Source organism: Roseovarius gahaiensis, assembly GCF_011601345.1.
Taxonomy (GTDB): Bacteria; Pseudomonadota; Alphaproteobacteria; order Rhodobacterales; family Rhodobacteraceae; genus Roseovarius; species Roseovarius gahaiensis.
Map to the genome: position 1 here is coordinate 167,058 of NZ_JAAORB010000004.1, position 17,119 is coordinate 184,176.

Genomic DNA, 17,119 nt, shown 5'->3' on the forward strand with positions numbered 1-17,119 from the left:
AAGTCCAGACTATCGTGCTGGCATGGCGATTTCGATTGAAACCTTTTTCCTTGATCCGGATGCAGAAGGCACGCTTCAGGCGCAAATTCAGCAGATGATCGCCCGTGGTATCCTGTCCGGACGGTTTCGCAAGGGCGAAAAGCTGCCCAGTTCACGCCGTCTGGCGCAGCATCTGGGGGTCAGCCGGATCACCGTCACGCTGGCTTATACCGAGCTTCAGGCAAGCGATTATCTGGAGGCGCGCGACAGATCGGGCTATTTCGTCTCTCAAAACGCGCCGGAACCGCCGCAGTTCGATGCCAAACCCTCGGGCAACGACGTGATCGACTGGGGCCGCGCAATCGGCCGCCGGTTTACCGATGGGCATACGCCGGAAAAGCCCCAAGATTGGGCAAGCTATCGCTACCCGTTCATCTACGGGCAAACCGACCCAACCCTGTTTGACCATGCCAATTGGCGCCATTGCGCGATGCAGGCGCTTGGGCAAAAGGATTTTCAGGCGCTGACAACCGATTACTACGACAAAGACGATCCGCTGCTGATCGAATTCATCGCCCGGCATACCCTGCCGCGTCGGGGCATTCTGGCGCAGCCCGATGAAATCCTTGTGACGATGGGGGCGCAAAACGCGCTTTGGCTGACGGCGCAGGTTTTGCTGACCCAAAGACGCACCGCAGCCATCGAAGAGCCTTGCTACCACGCGCTCCGCGATATACTGACCCAATCGCGGTGTCATGTGGCCCCGGTCGAGGTCGACAGGGATGGGTTGAACCCTGATACTTTGCCAGACCATGCCGATGTTATATTCACCACGCCAAGCCATCAATCGCCGACGAACGCCACGATGCCGCTAAAGCGCCGCAAAGCCCTGTTGGACAAAGCGCACCAGATGGACGCCTTGATTGTCGAAGATGATTACGAATTCGAAATCTCGTTCCTGCGCGCGCCCTCGCCCGCGTTGAAATCCTTGGATCGGGACGGGCGGGTGATCTATGTGGGCAGCTTTTCCAAATCTATCTTTCCGGGGCTTCGACTGGGGTATCTGGTTGGGCCGCGGCCGTTTATCCGCGAATGTCGGGCGCTGCGCGCCAGCGTGCTGCGGCACCCGCCAGGCCATATTCAGCGCACCGCCGCTTATTTCCTGTCGCTTGGGCATTATGACAGCCTGATCCGGCGCATGGGCACTGTTTTCGCCCGGCGGCGGCAGGTGATGGAACAGGCGCTTGCCGATGAAGGGCTGAACATCGAAGGCCGCGGGGTTTTTGGTGGCTCTTCCATCTGGATGCGCGCACCAGACGGCGTGGACACGAAAGATCTGGATCAGCGCCTGCGCGCCCGGTCGGTTCTGATCGAACCCGGACATTCGTTTTTTCAAGGCCCCGAGGCTCCAAGCAATTACTACCGTCTGGCCTATTCCTCGATCCCGTCGGCCCGGATCCCTGAAGGCATTGCGATTCTGGCCGAAGAGTTGCGCCGTTGCGCATGACAACTGGCTATACGATGGCACAGGTTTTGGCCCTACTTAGATTTTCGACTGCCGCATAATTTCGCGCTGGACACCACTGCCCCTTATTTCACGCCTCAGGAGCGCGCCCCGATGAAGATGACCGTTGAAGAAGCCTTTGTGAAAACCCTTCAGATGCATGGCATCGAACACGCCTTTGGCATTATCGGCTCGGCGTTCATGCCGATCTCGGATTTGTTTCCGCAGGCCGGGATCACGTTCTGGGATTGCGCGCATGAAGGGTCGGGCGGGATGATGGCCGATGGCTATACCCGCGCCACCGGCAAGATGAGCATGATGATTGCCCAAAACGGCCCCGGCATCACCAATTTCGTGACCGCCGTCAAAACCGCCTATTGGAACCATACCCCGCTGTTGCTGGTCACGCCGCAGGCGGCGAACAAAACCATTGGTCAGGGCGGGTTCCAAGAGGTTGAACAAATGGCCCTGTTCAACGACATGGTCGCCTATCAGGAAGAGGTGCGCGACCCCAGCCGCGTCGCAGAGGTTCTGAACCGCGTGATCCAGAACGCGCATCGCGCCAGCGCCCCGGCCCAGATCAACATGCCGCGCGATTACTGGACGCAGGTGATCGATATTGATCTGCCCGCCATCGTCGAATTCGAGCGCCCCAGCGGCGGTGAGGACGCGCTTGGGCAAGCCGCTGATTTGCTGTCCAACGCCAAGTTTCCGGTGATCCTTAACGGCGCGGGCGTGGTGCTGGCCGGTGCGATTCCCGACAGCATGGCCTTGGCCGAGCGTCTGGAGGCCCCGGTTTGCGTGGGGTATCAACACAATGATGCCTTCCCCGGTTCGCATCCGCTATTTGCCGGGCCTTTGGGCTACAATGGCTCAAAAGCGGGGATGGAGCTGATCGCGCAGGCCGATGTCGTGCTCTGCCTTGGCACCCGGCTCAATCCGTTTTCGACCCTGCCGGGCTATGGCGTCGACTATTGGCCGAAAGACGCCCAGATCATTCAGGTCGATATCAACCCCGACCGGATCGGGCTGACGAAAAAGGTCAGCGTGGGCATTGTCGGCGATGCCGGCAAGGTGGCCCGGTCGATCCTGTCCAAACTGTCTGAGACCGCAGGCGATGCCGGGCGCGAAGAGCGGCGCGCGCTGATTTCCAAAACCAAATCGGCATGGGCCCAACAGCTAAGCAGCATGGACCACGAAGACGATGACCCCGGCACCACATGGAACGAGCGCGCCCGCGCCGACAAACCCGACTGGATGAGCCCCCGCATGGCATGGCGCGCCATCCAAAGCGCGTTGCCGCGCGACGCGATCATTACCTCGGATATCGGCAACAATTGTGCAATCGGCAACGCCTACCCATCCTTCGAGGTGGGCCGCAAATACCTGGCGCCGGGGCTTTTCGGCCCCTGTGGATATGGATTGCCCGCGATTGTCGGCGCCAAGATCGGCTGCCCGGACACACCAGTTGTGGGTTTTGCCGGTGATGGTGCTTTTGGCATCGCCGTCACCGAGCTGACCGCCATCGGGCGCAGCGAATGGCCCGCGATCACCATGGTGGTGTTCCGCAACTATCAATGGGGCGCGGAAAAGCGCAATTCGACTCTGTGGTATGACGACAATTTTATCGGCACCGAACTGGACGATGATGTAAGCTATGCCGGAATTGCCAACGCCTGCGGCCTGAAGGGGGTTGTTGCCCGCACCATGGACGAGTTGACCGATGCGCTGAACACGGCCGTCAAGGACCAGATGGAACAGGGCAAGACCACGTTGATCGAAGCGTTGATCAATCAAGAACTGGGCGAGCCGTTCCGCCGGGACGCGATGAAAAAACCTATTGCCGTCGCCGGGATTGACCCGGCGGACATGCGCCCACAAAAGGTTTGATGCCATGCAACGCCCCGGCAAGACTGCGCCCATACTGGTTGTGAATGCCGGGTCATCCTCGATCAAATTCGCGGTGTTTGGCGACGGATCAGAGGCACGGTTGACCGGCATCGCCGATGGTATCGGCGGTGCCGCGCAAATCCGTGTCGGCGATCAGACGCGCAAAGCGGAGCTGCCCGACCATGACAGCGCGCTGAGCGCGGTGATCGAAGCCTTGGATGCACACGACCTGCCGATCACCAGCTTTCGCGCTGCGGCGCACCGGGTGGTGCATGGCGGCACCGACCTAACGGCCCCGGCCAAGGTCACGCCAGAGGTGCACCAACAGATAACCGATTGCATTCCGCTGGCCCCGCTGCACAACCCGCATAACCTGTCGGCGATTGATGCACTGGCACGGCTAGCCCCGGACCTGCCGCAATTTGCCAGTTTCGACACGGGCTTTCACGCCAGCATGCCAGCGGTCGAAACCCATTACGCGGTTCCGTCTGATGTTACGGCCCAAGGCATAAGGCGCTATGGGTTCCACGGTATTTCCTACGCCTCGTTGGTGCGGCTGTTGCCCGAGGTGTCGGGGCAGCCGCTGCCGCGCCGGGTTCTGGCCTTCCATCTGGGCAACGGTGTTTCGGCCTGCGCCATTAACAATGGCCAATCCGTGGCCACGACGATGGGCTACTCCCCGGTCGAAGGCATGACGATGGGCACCCGCAGCGGTGATATAGATGCCAATGCGGTGCTGCGCCTTGCACAGCAGACGGGGATCGAGGCGACGACCAAGGTGTTGAACCACCAAAGCGGGCTGCACGGCTTGTCCGGGGGGCTTTCAGACATGCGGGCCTTGTTGGACAGCAAGACCCCCGAAAGCCGCTTTGCAGTTGCGCATTTCTGTCATAGCGCGGTTGGCCACGGGGGTGCGCTGATTGCCACGATGCAGGGATGCGATGCCATCGCATTCACGGGCGGCATCGGCGAAAACGCCGCCCCGATTCGCGCCGCGATCATGGACGGGCTGGCGTGGCTTGGGCTGGCGTATGACACCGCCGCGAATGACGCGGGACAAACGGCCCTGCACGCCAAGGGGTCAAACCTGACCGCATGGATCGTGCCCGCCCAAGAAGAACGAATGATCGCCGCAGATGCCCAGCAACTGCTGGACGGGGCTGATGGATGATCGCCGATTTCAGAGCTTAGGTTGCGGGTATGGCCAAGCTGCCGGTGTCATCGCTGGCCCGAACGCTTTCTTCGGCTTTCTCGGGACAAAATTTCAGGAAATACGAAGCAATCAGAAAATTGTCGCACGCCATAGGTTTCTGTCCTACCGTTCAGCCCGATAAACCGCAGGAGTTTTGATGAGCCATCAGCAGCCAAAAATCGACACCTCACCGGAAGTGTCTGACGAGGTCCGAAAAACCACCTGTTACATGTGCGCCTGCCGCTGCGGTATCAATGTTCACATGAAAAACGGCAAGGTCGCCTATATCGAAGGCAACCGCGACCACCCGGTGAACCGCGGCGTTCTGTGCGCCAAGGGCAGTGCCGGGATCATGCAGCACAATGCGCCGTCGCGTTTGCGCGCGCCGCTGAAACGGGTCGGCCCGCGCGGGTCGGGCGAGTTCGAGGAAATCAGCTGGGACGAAGCCTTGCAGATCGCCACCGGCTGGCTGGCCCCGATCCGTGCGGACCATCCTGAAAAGCTGGCCTTTTTCACGGGCCGCGACCAATCGCAAAGCTTTACCAGCTATTGGGCGCAAAATTTCGGCACGCCCAACTATGCGGCGCATGGTGGCTTCTGCTCGGTCAATATGGCGGCGGCGGGCATTTATACGATGGGCGGCGCGTTTTGGGAGTTTGGGCAGCCCGACTGGGACCATACCAAACTGTTCATGATTTTCGGCGTCGCCGAGGACCACGACAGCAACCCGATCAAGATGGGCATCGGCAAGCTCAAGGAACGCGGTGCCAAGGTGATCGGGGTCAATCCGATCCGGTCGGGCTATAATGCGGTGGCCGATGAATGGGTCGGGATCACACCTGGCACCGATGGTTTGTTCATTTTGTCGCTGGTGCATGAATTGCTGAAATCGGGCCGGATCGACCTGGATTATCTGGCGCGCTACACCAACGCGCCGGTGTTGGTGAACATGGACCCGACCTCATCCGAGCATGGCCTGTTGATGCGCGACGCCGACGGCAAGACGCTGGTGATCGACCGGAACACCGGCCAACTGGCGCCTTTTGACCAGCCCGGCGTGCGGCCCGATCTGGCCGCCAGCCACCGCCATGCGGGCGTGACGCACAAGCCGGTGATGCATCTGATCGCCGAGCGCTATCTTGATCCACAATACGCGCCCGAAGCGGTGGCCGACCAATGCGGCATCAGCGCCGACAAAATCCGCGCCATCGCCACTGAATTGGCCCGCGTCGCCTTTGACGAGGAAATCGTGCTGGATCAGGAATGGACGGATTTCCGGGGCGAGACGCATAAGGTGATGAAAGGCCGCCCCGTGGCCTTTCACGCCATGCGCGGGATTTCGGCCCATTCCAACGGCTTTCAGACCTGCCGCGCGCTGCACATGCTGCAAATCCTGCTGGGATCGGTCGAGGTGCCGGGCGGCTTTCGCTTCAAACCACCCTACCCCAAACCGGTCAGCGCCCACCCCAAACCGCATTGCAAAGTCACGCCCGGCAAGCCGCTGGACGGCCCGCATCTGGGATTTGTGCAGGGTCCGGACGATCTGGCGCTTGACGAGGAGGGCAACCCGGCCCGGATCGACAAGGCGTTCACTTGGGACAACCCGATGTCAGCCCATGGGTTGATGCATATGGTGATCTCGAACGCCCATGCGGGCGACCCCTACAAGATCGACACGCTGTTCATGTACATGGCCAACATGGCGTGGAATTCCTCGATGAACACGCGTGGCGTGATCGACATGCTGACCGACACGGATGAAAACGGCGATTACGTGATCCCGCGCATCATCTATTCGGATGCCTATAGCTCGGAAATGGTGGCCTATGCCGACCTGATCCTGCCCGATACCACCTATCTGGAACGGCACGATTGCATCAGCCTGCTGGATCGCCCGATTTGCGAGGCTGATGCCGCCGCCGATGCCATTCGCTGGCCAGTGATAGAACCTGATCGCGACGTGCGCGGCTTTCAATCGGTGCTGTGCGAATTGGGTGCGCGGCTGAACTTGCCGGGCTTTGTGAACGCCGATGGCAGCCAGAAATACGCCGACTACGCTGACTACATCACCAACCACGAACGCAAGCCGGGCATCGGGCCCTTGGCTGGTTGGCGCACGGGTGAAAACGGCCTGACCCATGGGCGCGGCGGCCCGAATGCAGAGCAACTGGATCACTATATCGAAAACGGTGGGTTTTTTGTTGAACACCTGCCCGACGCGGCCCGGTATTACAAACCGTGGAACACGGCCTATCAGGACTGGGCTGTGAACCTTGGGATTTTCGACAGCCCGCAGCATTATATCTTTGACCTTTACGTCGAGCCCCTGCGCCGGTTCCAACTGGCCGCCGAAGGCCATGGCGACCGGCAACCGCCCGATCACCTGCGCGACCGCATTCGCGAAACGCTGGACCCTTTGCCAATCTGGTATCCGCCGTTCGAAGATTCCGGAACGGATACTGACGAATTCAGCATTCATGCGCTGACCCAACGGCCCATGGCGATGTATCACAGCTGGGGCAGTCAAAACGCGTGGTTACGGCAAATTCACGGGCACAATCCGTTATATTTGCCCACGAAACTGTGGGACGCGAAGGGCTTTGCCGAAGGCGATTGGGCGCGCGTCACCTCGGCCCATGGGGACATCACCGTGCCGGTGGCGCATATGGCGGCGCTGAATGAAAACACCGTTTGGACATGGAACGCCATCGGCAAGCGCAAAGGCGCTTGGGCGCTGGACAAGGACGCGCCCGAGGCGACCAAGGGCTTTTTGCTGAACCACCTGATCCACGAATTGCTCCCCCCCAAGGGCGACGGGCTGCGGTGGGCCAATTCCGATCCGGTCACCGGGCAAGCCGCGTGGTTCGACCTGCGAGTGAAGATCGAAAAGGTCACGCCCCCGGACGAGGCGCAACCGGACTTTGCCCCGATCAAATCCCCCGTAGGCGAAGGCCCCGATCACCTTGAATGGAAGGTGAGCGAATGAACGGAAAAACCATGACCTTGCTGGCAATACTGGCCTTTGTCGCGTTGACGCTTGGCTCGTTCATCTGGTTCATCCTGACATGGGACAACACCAAGGAACAATCCGTAACGACCGGCCCCCAACCCAATGAGGAGCGCACATCATGACAACGCTTCCCGACAAGACCGACCGCAAGCTTGGCCTTGTGATCGACCTTGATACCTGCGTCGGCTGTCATGCCTGCGTCATCAGCTGCAAGGGCTGGAATACCGAAAACTACGGTGCCCCGCTGTCTGACCAAGACCCGTATGGCGCCGACCCCACCGGCACGTTTTTGAACCGCGTTCATAGCTACGAGGTGCAGCCCGACCAAGGTGCCGCGCAGTTGATCCATTTCCCCAAATCCTGTCTGCATTGCGAGGATGCCCCCTGTGTCACCGTCTGCCCGACCGGGGCCAGCTACAAACGCACCGAGGACGGGATCGTTTTGGTGAACGAGACCGACTGCATCGGGTGCGGGCTATGTGCGTGGGCCTGCCCTTATGGCGCGCGGGAAATGGACCTTGCCGAAGGGGTGATGAAGAAATGCACCCTTTGCGTGGACCGGATCTATAACGAAAACCTGCCCGAAGAAGACCGCGAACCGGCCTGCGTGCGCACCTGCCCCGCAGGCGCGCGCCACTTTGGCGATCTGGGCGATCCTGATAGCGATGTCAGCCAATTGGTGGCCGAACGTGGCGGCATGGATCTGATGCCGGAACAAGGCACCAAACCCGTCAACAAATACCTGCCGCCCCGGCCCAAGGACCAGATGAACACGGCCCCGACACAGGATGGCACCGCGACACCGCCCATGCTCAAGCCCATTGCGCAAGAGGCGAAAGGCTTTATCGGCTGGCTCGACAAGGCACTGGAGAAACTCTGAGATGCATCCCGCACCCTCCGTCATCATATTCACCACCCTGTCGGGCTTGGGCTTTGGCTTGTTGGTCTGGCTGGGGCTTGGCCTGACTGCCGTCACCGGTTGGGTGGCATTTGTGTTTTTTGCCATCGCCTATGCCTTGGCCGTGGGCGGCTTGTTGGCGTCGACCTTTCACCTTGGCCACCCCGAGCGAGCATTGAAGGCATTTACCCAATGGCGCAGCAGTTGGCTTAGCCGCGAGGCATGGGCCAGCGTGGCCGCCTTGACGGTCATGGCCGTTTACGGGACCGGGCTGGTGTTTTTTGGCGCTGAATGGACTGTTCTGGGGTGGCTTGGTGCGGTCTTGTGCCTGCTGACGGTGTATTCCACCGCGATGATTTACGGGCAGTTGAAAACCGTGCCCCGCTGGAAAACTCCGCTGACCCCAGCCTTGCTGTTGGCGATATCCTTGGCGGGCGGTGCATTGTTGGCGGGCCAGATCACCGCAGCCCTGATCCTGTTGCCGATCGCGGCGGTGCTGCAAGTGGTGTGGTGGGTGCGCGGTGACACCGCGCTGCGTGAGAGCGGAACAGACATGCAAAGCGCCACCGGCCTTGGCCATATCGGGCAGGTCCGCGCGTTCGAGCCGCCCCATACGGGCACCAATTACCTGCTGAAGGAATTCGTGCATGTCGTCGGGCGCAAGCATTCTGTCAAACTGCGCACGATCACCCTTGTGTTGGGCTACGGGCTGCCTGTTTTGTTACTGCTGCTGCCTGTGGGCCATATGATCGCGGCCTTGGCGATTCTGGTTCACCTGGCGGGCATTGCCGCCTCCAGATGGTTGTTTTTTGCCGAGGCCGAACATGTTGTGGGCCTGTATTACGGCAAAAGATAACATCCTCCGTGCAACACCGGATCAGCCCCAGCCATCGGTCCAGTCATCTATGGTCGGTTCAATCCGGTTCTTGCGGAACCGTTTCCACCGCACCCATATGCCCCACGCAAAGGCCGCCAAAACCGTCAGAACGATGATATTGAACCACGGGATCAACCGGACATCCGGGCCATCCACGCGATGGATCGACACCGCATTGGGAAAGATCGAAAGGAATTCATTGCGCCAGCCATAATGCGTAACGGCATACCACTCGGGCGCATCTTTTCGGGAAACCCCATCATTGGCATCGGTGTAAAGGTTCGCCGTGTCAAACTTGAAATAGGGCGGCCAACCCCAGACTGTATCTTCGTTGCGATACACCATCGGGTCACCATCCGGCTGCACCGCCTGAATGAACTGCACATCCCAACTTTCCAGTCTGGCCTGTGTTTCATCCGAGGCCGCCCAGAACATGCGCGTCCAGCCGGTGACGTCCTGACGCTCTTCATAGGTGTTGACGATGCGAACGATATCGCGCTGCGGCAGTGTGTAATGCAGGAAACCGGCCACGATCAGCCAGAACAGCGCCCAGAACACCCATTTGACATAACCCATCGCGGCAGCCCCCTTACTTACATGAAATTCGTGACATAAATGATCGCCGCCACCGCGACAACCGGTAGGACATAGATCAACAAGATCAGCTTGCGGCGCAAGGACCTGTCATATTGCGCCATACCTTCGGTGATATAGGTGTCTTTGTCACCGGGGCGGTCTGATGCCTGCCACTCCTGTTCCAGCTTGCGCCGCCGGGTCGCACGGGACCAGAACGAGACAACCACATAGATCACCGTCAGGATCAGAAAGCCGAAAACGACCAGTCGCAAGAATGCCAGCATGGGATACCCTTATGCGCAATGCGTGTTTGTCTTTGCATAAGGCGCGGACGCCGCCGGGGCAATGATCGGCTGTTGTTATGGGCGGCCCCGAACCCCAGCCCTTTGCATTTCGTGGTGCAGATGAGCGCTAAGGGCTCGGAGCGCGATGACCACTTCGAGCCCTTGCTGGACATGAAATCATGAGCCGCGCCGCGACGGGCCGCGGTGCGGTGATCCACCCTCTGGGCTGATGCACTTTATACCAGCCACTCGCGCGTAACTTCTGATCTATGTGCCATGACCTACCCAATCGCCGTGCCGGGGGCGGCCCGGCGATGCTCGGCGGCCTTCGGCCTTGATTCCGAGCGGGGCATCGAAGGACCGGCAGCAAAGTCCGCAAAGCCGACCTCTGGCACGGAAGTCTCCCGAAGATTTCTTCGGGAGACTTTATTGGCAGCAAAGCCATTCCCGCAGGGATCGCGGCCACACGTTGCACCGCGAAATGCAAAAGGCGGCCCCGAACCGGGCCGCCTTGATTTTTTCAACCGGCTTTAGCCGACGACGTTGAAATCAGGCCCATAGGGATAGCCGGTGATGTTTTCGTTGCCGTCCTCGGTGATCACCAGAATATCGTGTTCCCGATATCCGCCCGCGCCCGGCTGTCCTTGTGGCAGGGTCAGCATCGGCTCCATGCTGATGACCATCCCGGGTTGCAGCACGGTGTCGATATCCTCGCGCAGTTCCAGTCCGGCCTCGCGGCCATAGTAATGGCTAAGCACCCCAAAGGAATGACCATAGCCAAAGGTGCGATATTGCAGCAAATCGCGCTCTTCGAAAAACGCGTTGATCGCTTGGGTCACCTCGGCGCAGCTGACATTCGGTTTCAGCAGCGACATGCCATATTCATGGGCGGCCACGTTTGCCTCCCAGATTTTCAGTGACGCATCGTCAACCTCGCCCGCGAACATCGTGCGCTCCAACGCGGTGTAATAGCCCGAGATCATCGGAAAGGTGTTCAGGCTCAGGATATCGCCGCGCTGCACCTGCCGGGCCGTGACAGGGTTATGCGCCCCATCGGTGTTCAAACCGGACTGAAACCAAACCCATGTGTCGCGGTATTCGGCATCGGGGAAGGATTTGGCAATTTCTAGCTCCATCGCGTCGCGGCCCGCCATGGCGATATCAATTTCGCGCGCCCCGATCTTGACCGCATCACGGATGGCATAGCCGCCCACATCGGCCACCCGCGCCCCTTCGCGGATCAACGCAATCTCGGCCGGGGATTTCCACATCCGCTGGCGCATCGTCGCCGGGGCCAGATCGACTATAGTCAAAGGTTTGAGGAAATCCTCAAGCTTGTCACGCCCCTGCAGCGTCAGGTGATCGCCTTCGTATCCGACGACCTTGCCCTCGCCCGCCACGGACCGAATCGCGCGCCAATAGTTGTCGCGCTGCCAATCGGTATAAGTGATGTTGTCACCGAGGCACCGCCGCCACGGCTGGCCCGCGTCGATCCCCGCACTGATCGTCACGCTGTCTGTGTCGGTCACGACCAGCGCATAGGGGCGGCCAAAGTCGCAATACAGAAAGCCGCTGTAATACGCGATATTGTGCATCGAAGTCAGAACAACCGCCTGTGCGCCGGTTTGGTCCATAATCTCGCGCAACCCCGCAAGACGCGCCTCGTATTCCGAGGCCACAAAGGGCAACGGCGCCTTTTCACCATTGTGGAAACGATACATTTCAGGACGTGCAGTCATAACGACCCTCCTATCAAAGAAAGGTCCCGGCGTTCAGGACGTTTTGGATTGAACGACTCCATAGGGCGACGCCATCGCCCCGGTCATCCCTTTCCTTGCCGATCCTGCACGATCTGGCAAGATGGTTTTTGAGAATTTCAAAGGACCACGCCCCATGACCGCCAGACCCGGCCCCAAAAATCTGATCACCGATGTGCCGGGCCTGCGGGTGGGCAACGCGCAGGATACAACAATCAAAACCGGTGCGACCGTCATGACCGCCGATGCGCCGTTCACAACGGGTGTGCATGTGATGGGCGGCGCGCCGGGTTCGCGGGAAACCGATCTTTTGGCCCCCGATAAAACGGTCGAACAGGTGGATGCGCTGGTTTTGTCGGGCGGATCAGCCTTTGGGCTTGATGCAGCCTCGGGCGTGGCGGATGCGTTGCGTGCCGCCGGGCGCGGGTTTGCTGTCGCCGATCAGCTTGTCCCGATTGTGCCCGGCGCGATCGTCTTCGACCTGCTGAACGGCGGCGACAAGGATTGGCCCAAGAACCCCTATAAATCGCTCGGCGCCGCAGCGCTGGCGCAGGCGGGCAGCGATTTCGCCCTTGGCAGCGTCGGGGCGGGCACCGGTGCCACCACTGCCAACCTGAAAGGCGGGCTTGGGTCGGCCTCATGGGTGCTGCCCTCGGGGCATACCGTGGGGGCTTTGGTGGTGGTCAATGCCCTTGGTTCGGCCACGGTGGGCGACAGCGCATATTTCTGGGCCGCCCCATTTGAAGTAGGCGACGAGTTCGGCGGGCTTGGCCCCGCCCGCAGCTACCCCGACACGGCGATGCCGCCGACCAAACTTTCAAGCCACGCAAACACCACCATCGGGATCGTGGCGACCGATGCCAAGCTGACGAAGGCCCAATGCACCCGGCTGGCCACAGCAGCCCATGACGGGCTGGCCCGCGCGTTGATGCCGTCGCACACTCCGATGGATGGCGATCTGATCTTTGCCGCCGCCACCGGCGCACGTGCGTTGGATTCGCCCTTTGCGGATACGCTATATCTGGGCCACGCTGCGGCACACTGCATGGCCCGCGCCATTGCGCGTGCGGTCTACCTTGCCACCCCGTCCGCAGATGACCCGCTGCCCTGCTGGCAGTCTCTGTACACCTGACTTCATTGTTCCAAAAATACTCATATAACACCGCCAACCGCAGGTGACGCGATTTGAGTATTTAAAGAACAATGAAGATCAGCCAATCAAGGCGGCAACCATCGCGCTGTCAGGGTCGGCCAGCGCGTCGATCACGTCGAAATGATGCTTGCCCTCGGCCACGACATGGCCACACCCCCAAGCCTTGGCCAGCCATTGCGCCTGATCAAGGAACACGGGGCGTTCTTCGCCGCCGACCCAGACCGTTACAGGAACATCCATTGGCGTCATCAACACCGGGCTTTCCGCCTTGGCCGCGGCCATATCCAGCCCAAATTGAACATTCATCGAGGTCTTGAGCATAGGGCGCAGGTCCGCCACGGGTGAGATTGGCACGATGCTTTGCACGCGCTGCGCCACTTGGGACGGCAACACGCCCGGCACGCCCATCCGCGCCACCAGATGACCGCCCGCGGAATGCCCCGCAAGGGCCAATGGGCCTGCGATCTGCCGGGTGGCCTCAGAAATCGCACGCGCAATTTGGCGGGTGATATCGGCAATCTGCACATCCGGGCACAGGTCATAAGAGGGCATCGCCACCGCCCACCCATGGGCCAAAGGCCCGGCTGCCAGATGCGACCAGTAAGAGTTATCGAACCGCAGCCAGTATCCCCCATGCACAAAAACGCATACCCCTTTGTGCGCCGCCTTGGGCAGGAACAGGTCAAATACCTCGCGCGGTCTGTCACCATAGGGCACCGCCAGTTTGGCACGTCCAGCCCCGGCAAGCCTGTCGCGATACGCCTTGGCGCGCTCCGCCCAGAGCGGCGGGTAATCGGCAGCCCCTGCAATATGGGCCGCATTGGCATAGGCATCATCCAGTTCCATCGTATATTCCCGCCGTTGATCTGGACAAGCCTAGCGCAAGATGCTTTGCCTTTGCCATATCATTCCGAAAATGGGAGGAAACGCCATGACCAAGACCGATCTGAAATCGCTATTGAACGGCCCCAGCCTGCTGGCCGAGCAAGCCTATCTGGCCGGACACTGGGTTGACGGCGACGAAGGCACATTCGAGGTGACGAACCCGGCCCGGGGCGATGTCATCGCCCATGTTGCCGACCTGAGCCGCGCACAGGTGGCCAAAGCCATCGCCGAAGCTGAGACCGCCCAAAAAGAATGGGCCAGCTGGACCGGCAAGGAACGCGCCGCGGTGCTGCGCAAGTGGTTCGACCTGATGATGGAAAACCAGCACGACCTTGGCGTTATCCTGACCGCTGAACAAGGCAAACCCTTGGCCGAAGCCAAGGGCGAGATCGCTTATGGCGCCAGTTTCGTCGAGTTTTTCGCCGAAGAGGCCAAGCGCGTCTATGGCGAAACCATTCCGGGCCACCAGCGCGACAAGCGGATCACCGTGATCAAGCAGCCCATCGGCGTTGCCGCCTCGATCACGCCGTGGAATTTTCCCAATGCGATGATCACCCGCAAGGCCGCGCCAGCCTTGGCCGCAGGCTGTGCGTTCGTGGCGCGCCCCGCTGAACTGACCCCGCTTTCGGCCACGGCCTTGGGGGTTTTGGCAGAACGCGCTGGCATCCCCAAGGGTGTCTTTTCGGTAGTGACATCCTCGAATGCCTCGGAAACCGGCAAGGAATTTTGCGAAAACCCGATCGTGCGCAAGCTGACCTTCACCGGCTCGACGCAAGTGGGGCGCATTTTGCTGCGCCAAGCCGCCGATCAGGTGATGAAATGTTCGATGGAATTGGGCGGCAACGCGCCGTTCATCGTGTTTGACGATGCCGATCTGGACGCCGCCGTAGAAGGCGCAATCATGTGCAAGTTCCGCAACAATGGGCAAACCTGCGTCTGCGCCAACCGCATTTACGTTCAGGCCGGTGTCTATGATGCCTTCGCCGCCAAGCTGAAAGAGGCGGTTGAAAAGCTCAAGATGGGGGACGGTATGGAAGAGGGCGTCGCCCTTGGCCCGCTGATCAACGCAAGTGCCGTCGAAAAGGTGCAAACCCATATCGCCGACGCCAAGGCCAAAGGGGCCAATGTGATCTTGGGCGATAGCGGCGCACCACAAGGGCCGGGGTATTTCCTGCCGCCCACGATCGTGACCGGGGCCACCAAGGACATGCAGTTTTCGACCGATGAAACCTTTGGCCCGCTGGCGCCATTGTTCAAGTTCGAAAACGAGGATGACGTGATCGCCATGGCAAATGACACCATCTTTGGTCTGGCCAGCTATTTCTACGCCAAAGACCTCAGCCGGGTCTACAAGGTGGCCGAGGCGTTGGAATACGGGATTGTCGGCGTGAACACCGGCATCATCTCGACCGAGGTGGCACCGTTCGGCGGGGTCAAGCAATCGGGCCTTGGCCGCGAAGGCAGCCATCACGGACTCGATGAATTTCTTGAGATGAAATACATCTGCATGAGTGTCTAAGACAGCCCATAGCGTGCGCGCCAAGCCGTGCGGCCTGCCCTCAGGTCGCGCGGTTTATTTTTGGCGTGACGCAACCGTATGTTTCGGTTTCAATAAAGAAAGACCAATAGACCAAGCAAACCCCGACTGCCCGGGAGGTTGATCATGTTTCGCCATCTCTTGCACGTCTGCGCCGTGACTCTGGCCATGGCGTCTGCCGTCACTGCGCAACAGGATAGGCGCCAGATCACCGGGCAACTGACCTATGTGCCAAAGATCGCCCTGCCCGACGGGGCCAAGGTCACCGTTGGGGCCGAAGGCGCCTTTCAAACGGAATTTGACCTTCAAAAGTTTCAAACCGAAGGGGCGCAAGTGCCGCTGGATTTCCAACTGACTGTGCCCAAGGGCCTCTCGGGGTCGGTCAGCGCGATCATACGGGTCAAGGATGCCCCTTGGTGGATCGCGCAGGACATCCCGTTTGCCGCAGGTGAGGCCCCGGTTGATCTGGGAATGATCAAGCTGAAGCGTATCACCCCCATGGCCTTTGCCACACGCTTCAAATGTGGCGGGGCCGAGGTTCTGTTTGGCGTGCTGGACAACACGGCAACCCTGCGCGTCAACGGACAGGATTTCGAGATGATCCCGGCCATATCGGCGTCGGGCGCGCGATATGTCAGCACGACCGATGACGACACTGAATTCTGGTCCAAGGGGGATAGGGCGATGATCACGGTCGCGGGGGAAAAACTTCCCGACTGTGCGATGGTCGATGACAACGCCGCCCCCTATCGCGCGGGCGGGAACGAGCCGGGCTGGCATGTGATCATCGGGCCATCGGATGTTGAGGTCGTGGCCGATTACGGCACCCTGACTCGCCGCGCGCCGCGCCCGGATGTGCAGGTTATTCCGGGCGGCTATGTCTTCGACATGTCGGGTATCGACGCGCGGTTGACGGTTAAGGATACGCTGTGCCGCGATGACGCCACCGGGATGCCGCATCCGCATCGGGCCACGCTTGAGGTTGATGGGCGGGCCTTGCGCGGCTGCGGCGGTGATCCGGCCAGCCTGCTGACGGGGGGCGAATGGCAGATTGAAGATGTAGCAGGCCATGGCATCTTGGACGATTCGAACATCACCCTGCAGTTCGGGGATAACGGGCGTGTGTCGGGCAGCACCGGCTGCAATCGTTACATGGGCAGCTTTGATCTGACCGGAGAAGGCCTGAACCTTGGGAAAATGGCTGGCACCATGATGGCCTGCCCCGACGCCCTGATGACACAGGAACGCCGTGTTCTGGAGGCGTTGGAGCAGGTGCGGCGTTTCAATTTCAACGAAAATGGCGCGCTGGTTTTGATCGGCGGCCCCGAGGACAAGCCGCTTTTGACAGCCCGGCGGCCTTGACCGGCCGGAACTGAAAGACGTCAGTCCAAACAAAAAGCCCGGCCAAATCTGGCCGGGCATGTGCCATTCAAAGGTCAACGGACATTAGAGCGTGTCGCCCCTGATCAGATTCAGGATTCCCATGATGCTTGCTTTGTGATTCCATGCTTTTGAGGCATATATGGGGGTCAGTTATGGGCAAGCCACATCCTGTTGAGTTGCGTGATCGCGCCGTG

14 protein-coding genes are annotated in these 17,119 nt (G+C 60.3%); 10 read left to right on the forward strand and 4 right to left on the reverse strand.

Annotated features, from left to right (window positions below; all coding sequences use genetic code 11):
* The first annotated feature begins 22 nt into the window (after nucleotides 1–22).
* The 7 genes from pdxR to HAT86_RS04410 all read left to right on the forward strand — a co-directional run bounded on the left by pdxR (nucleotide 23) and on the right by HAT86_RS04410 (nucleotide 9,329).
* Nucleotides 23–1,486, forward strand: a complete 1,464-nt coding sequence (gene pdxR / locus HAT86_RS04380; protein WP_167193776.1) for a MocR-like pyridoxine biosynthesis transcription factor PdxR — start codon at nucleotides 23–25, stop codon at nucleotides 1,484–1,486.
* Between the two features lie 111 nt (nucleotides 1,487–1,597).
* Nucleotides 1,598–3,373: a sulfoacetaldehyde acetyltransferase gene (gene xsc, locus HAT86_RS04385; protein ID WP_167193778.1), complete on the forward strand. Its 1,776-nt coding sequence runs from the start codon at nucleotides 1,598–1,600 to the stop codon at nucleotides 3,371–3,373.
* Between the two features lie 4 nt (nucleotides 3,374–3,377).
* Nucleotides 3,378–4,544 (forward strand): acetate/propionate family kinase, encoded by a 1,167-nt coding sequence (locus HAT86_RS04390; RefSeq protein WP_167193780.1) that lies wholly within the window; start codon nucleotides 3,378–3,380, stop codon nucleotides 4,542–4,544.
* A gap of 178 nt (nucleotides 4,545–4,722) precedes the next feature.
* Nucleotides 4,723–7,551: a molybdopterin oxidoreductase family protein gene (locus HAT86_RS04395; protein WP_167193782.1), complete on the forward strand. Its 2,829-nt coding sequence runs from the start codon at nucleotides 4,723–4,725 to the stop codon at nucleotides 7,549–7,551.
* Complete coding sequence (locus HAT86_RS04400; protein WP_167193784.1) at nucleotides 7,548–7,697, forward strand: hypothetical protein; 150 nt, start codon at nucleotides 7,548–7,550, stop codon at nucleotides 7,695–7,697. Before HAT86_RS04395 ends, HAT86_RS04400 begins: the two co-directional genes overlap by 4 nt.
* Nucleotides 7,694–8,455 carry a 4Fe-4S dicluster domain-containing protein gene (locus HAT86_RS04405; protein WP_167193786.1) on the forward strand — a complete coding sequence of 254 codons (762 nt, stop codon included), beginning with the start codon at nucleotides 7,694–7,696 and terminating at the stop codon, nucleotides 8,453–8,455. Before HAT86_RS04400 ends, HAT86_RS04405 begins: the two co-directional genes overlap by 4 nt.
* 1 nt (nucleotide 8,456) lies before the next feature.
* Entirely contained in the window at nucleotides 8,457–9,329 is an 873-nt protein-coding gene (locus tag HAT86_RS04410) for a dimethyl sulfoxide reductase anchor subunit family protein (protein WP_167193788.1), read from the forward strand.
* A 21-nt stretch (nucleotides 9,330–9,350) separates the two neighbouring features.
* Here HAT86_RS04410 and HAT86_RS04415 read toward each other — a convergent pair whose 3' ends face one another.
* From HAT86_RS04415 to HAT86_RS04425, 3 genes are all read right to left on the reverse strand, one after another.
* Complete coding sequence (locus tag HAT86_RS04415; RefSeq protein ID WP_167193790.1) at nucleotides 9,351–9,926, reverse strand: DUF1523 family protein; 576 nt, start codon at nucleotides 9,924–9,926, stop codon at nucleotides 9,351–9,353.
* Nucleotides 9,927–9,943: 17 nt separating this feature from the next.
* Nucleotides 9,944–10,210: a hypothetical protein gene (locus HAT86_RS04420; RefSeq protein ID WP_167193792.1), complete on the reverse strand. Its 267-nt coding sequence runs from the start codon at nucleotides 10,208–10,210 to the stop codon at nucleotides 9,944–9,946.
* 530 nt (nucleotides 10,211–10,740) lie between these two features.
* Nucleotides 10,741–11,949 carry an aminopeptidase P family protein gene (locus HAT86_RS04425; RefSeq protein ID WP_167193794.1) on the reverse strand — a complete coding sequence of 403 codons (1,209 nt, stop codon included), beginning with the start codon at nucleotides 11,947–11,949 and terminating at the stop codon, nucleotides 10,741–10,743.
* Nucleotides 11,950–12,103: 154 nt separating this feature from the next.
* On the opposite strand from HAT86_RS04425, the gene HAT86_RS04430 reads away from it, so the two are divergent.
* Nucleotides 12,104–13,099 (forward strand): P1 family peptidase, encoded by a 996-nt coding sequence (locus HAT86_RS04430; RefSeq protein WP_167193796.1) that lies wholly within the window; start codon nucleotides 12,104–12,106, stop codon nucleotides 13,097–13,099.
* A 78-nt stretch (nucleotides 13,100–13,177) separates the two neighbouring features.
* Here the strand turns inward: HAT86_RS04430 and HAT86_RS04435 are convergent, their stop codons facing one another.
* Entirely contained in the window at nucleotides 13,178–13,966 is a 789-nt protein-coding gene (locus HAT86_RS04435) for an alpha/beta hydrolase (protein ID WP_167193798.1), read from the reverse strand.
* Between the two features lie 85 nt (nucleotides 13,967–14,051).
* Here HAT86_RS04435 and HAT86_RS04440 point away from each other — a divergent pair, with 85 nt between their 5' ends.
* Nucleotides 14,052–15,524: an NAD-dependent succinate-semialdehyde dehydrogenase gene (locus tag HAT86_RS04440; RefSeq protein ID WP_167193800.1), complete on the forward strand. Its 1,473-nt coding sequence runs from the start codon at nucleotides 14,052–14,054 to the stop codon at nucleotides 15,522–15,524.
* A 144-nt stretch (nucleotides 15,525–15,668) separates the two neighbouring features.
* Nucleotides 15,669–16,904, forward strand: coding sequence for an META domain-containing protein (locus HAT86_RS04445; protein WP_167193802.1), 1,236 nt, complete (start codon nucleotides 15,669–15,671; stop codon nucleotides 16,902–16,904).
* The last annotated feature ends 215 nt before the right edge of the window (nucleotides 16,905–17,119 follow it).

Coding starts and splice junctions, on each gene's coding strand:
- HAT86_RS04390 (WP_167193780.1), top strand. CDS start 3,378: ATGCAACGCCCCGGCAAGACTGCGCCCATACTGGTTGTGAATGCCGGG.
- HAT86_RS04410 (WP_167193788.1), top strand. CDS start 8,457: ATGCATCCCGCACCCTCCGTCATCATATTCACCACCCTGTCGGGCTTG.
- HAT86_RS04445 (WP_167193802.1), top strand. CDS start 15,669: ATGTTTCGCCATCTCTTGCACGTCTGCGCCGTGACTCTGGCCATGGCG.
- HAT86_RS04425 (WP_167193794.1), bottom strand. CDS start 11,949: ATGACTGCACGTCCTGAAATGTATCGTTTCCACAATGGTGAAAAGGCG.
- HAT86_RS04430 (WP_167193796.1), top strand. CDS start 12,104: ATGACCGCCAGACCCGGCCCCAAAAATCTGATCACCGATGTGCCGGGC.
- HAT86_RS04440 (WP_167193800.1), top strand. CDS start 14,052: ATGACCAAGACCGATCTGAAATCGCTATTGAACGGCCCCAGCCTGCTG.
- HAT86_RS04415 (WP_167193790.1), bottom strand. CDS start 9,926: ATGGGTTATGTCAAATGGGTGTTCTGGGCGCTGTTCTGGCTGATCGTG.
- HAT86_RS04400 (WP_167193784.1), top strand. CDS start 7,548: ATGAACGGAAAAACCATGACCTTGCTGGCAATACTGGCCTTTGTCGCG.
- HAT86_RS04405 (WP_167193786.1), top strand. CDS start 7,694: ATGACAACGCTTCCCGACAAGACCGACCGCAAGCTTGGCCTTGTGATC.
- HAT86_RS04395 (WP_167193782.1), top strand. CDS start 4,723: ATGAGCCATCAGCAGCCAAAAATCGACACCTCACCGGAAGTGTCTGAC.
- HAT86_RS04435 (WP_167193798.1), bottom strand. CDS start 13,966: ATGGAACTGGATGATGCCTATGCCAATGCGGCCCATATTGCAGGGGCT.
- pdxR (WP_167193776.1), top strand. CDS start 23: ATGGCGATTTCGATTGAAACCTTTTTCCTTGATCCGGATGCAGAAGGC.
- xsc (WP_167193778.1), top strand. CDS start 1,598: ATGAAGATGACCGTTGAAGAAGCCTTTGTGAAAACCCTTCAGATGCAT.
- HAT86_RS04420 (WP_167193792.1), bottom strand. CDS start 10,210: ATGCTGGCATTCTTGCGACTGGTCGTTTTCGGCTTTCTGATCCTGACG.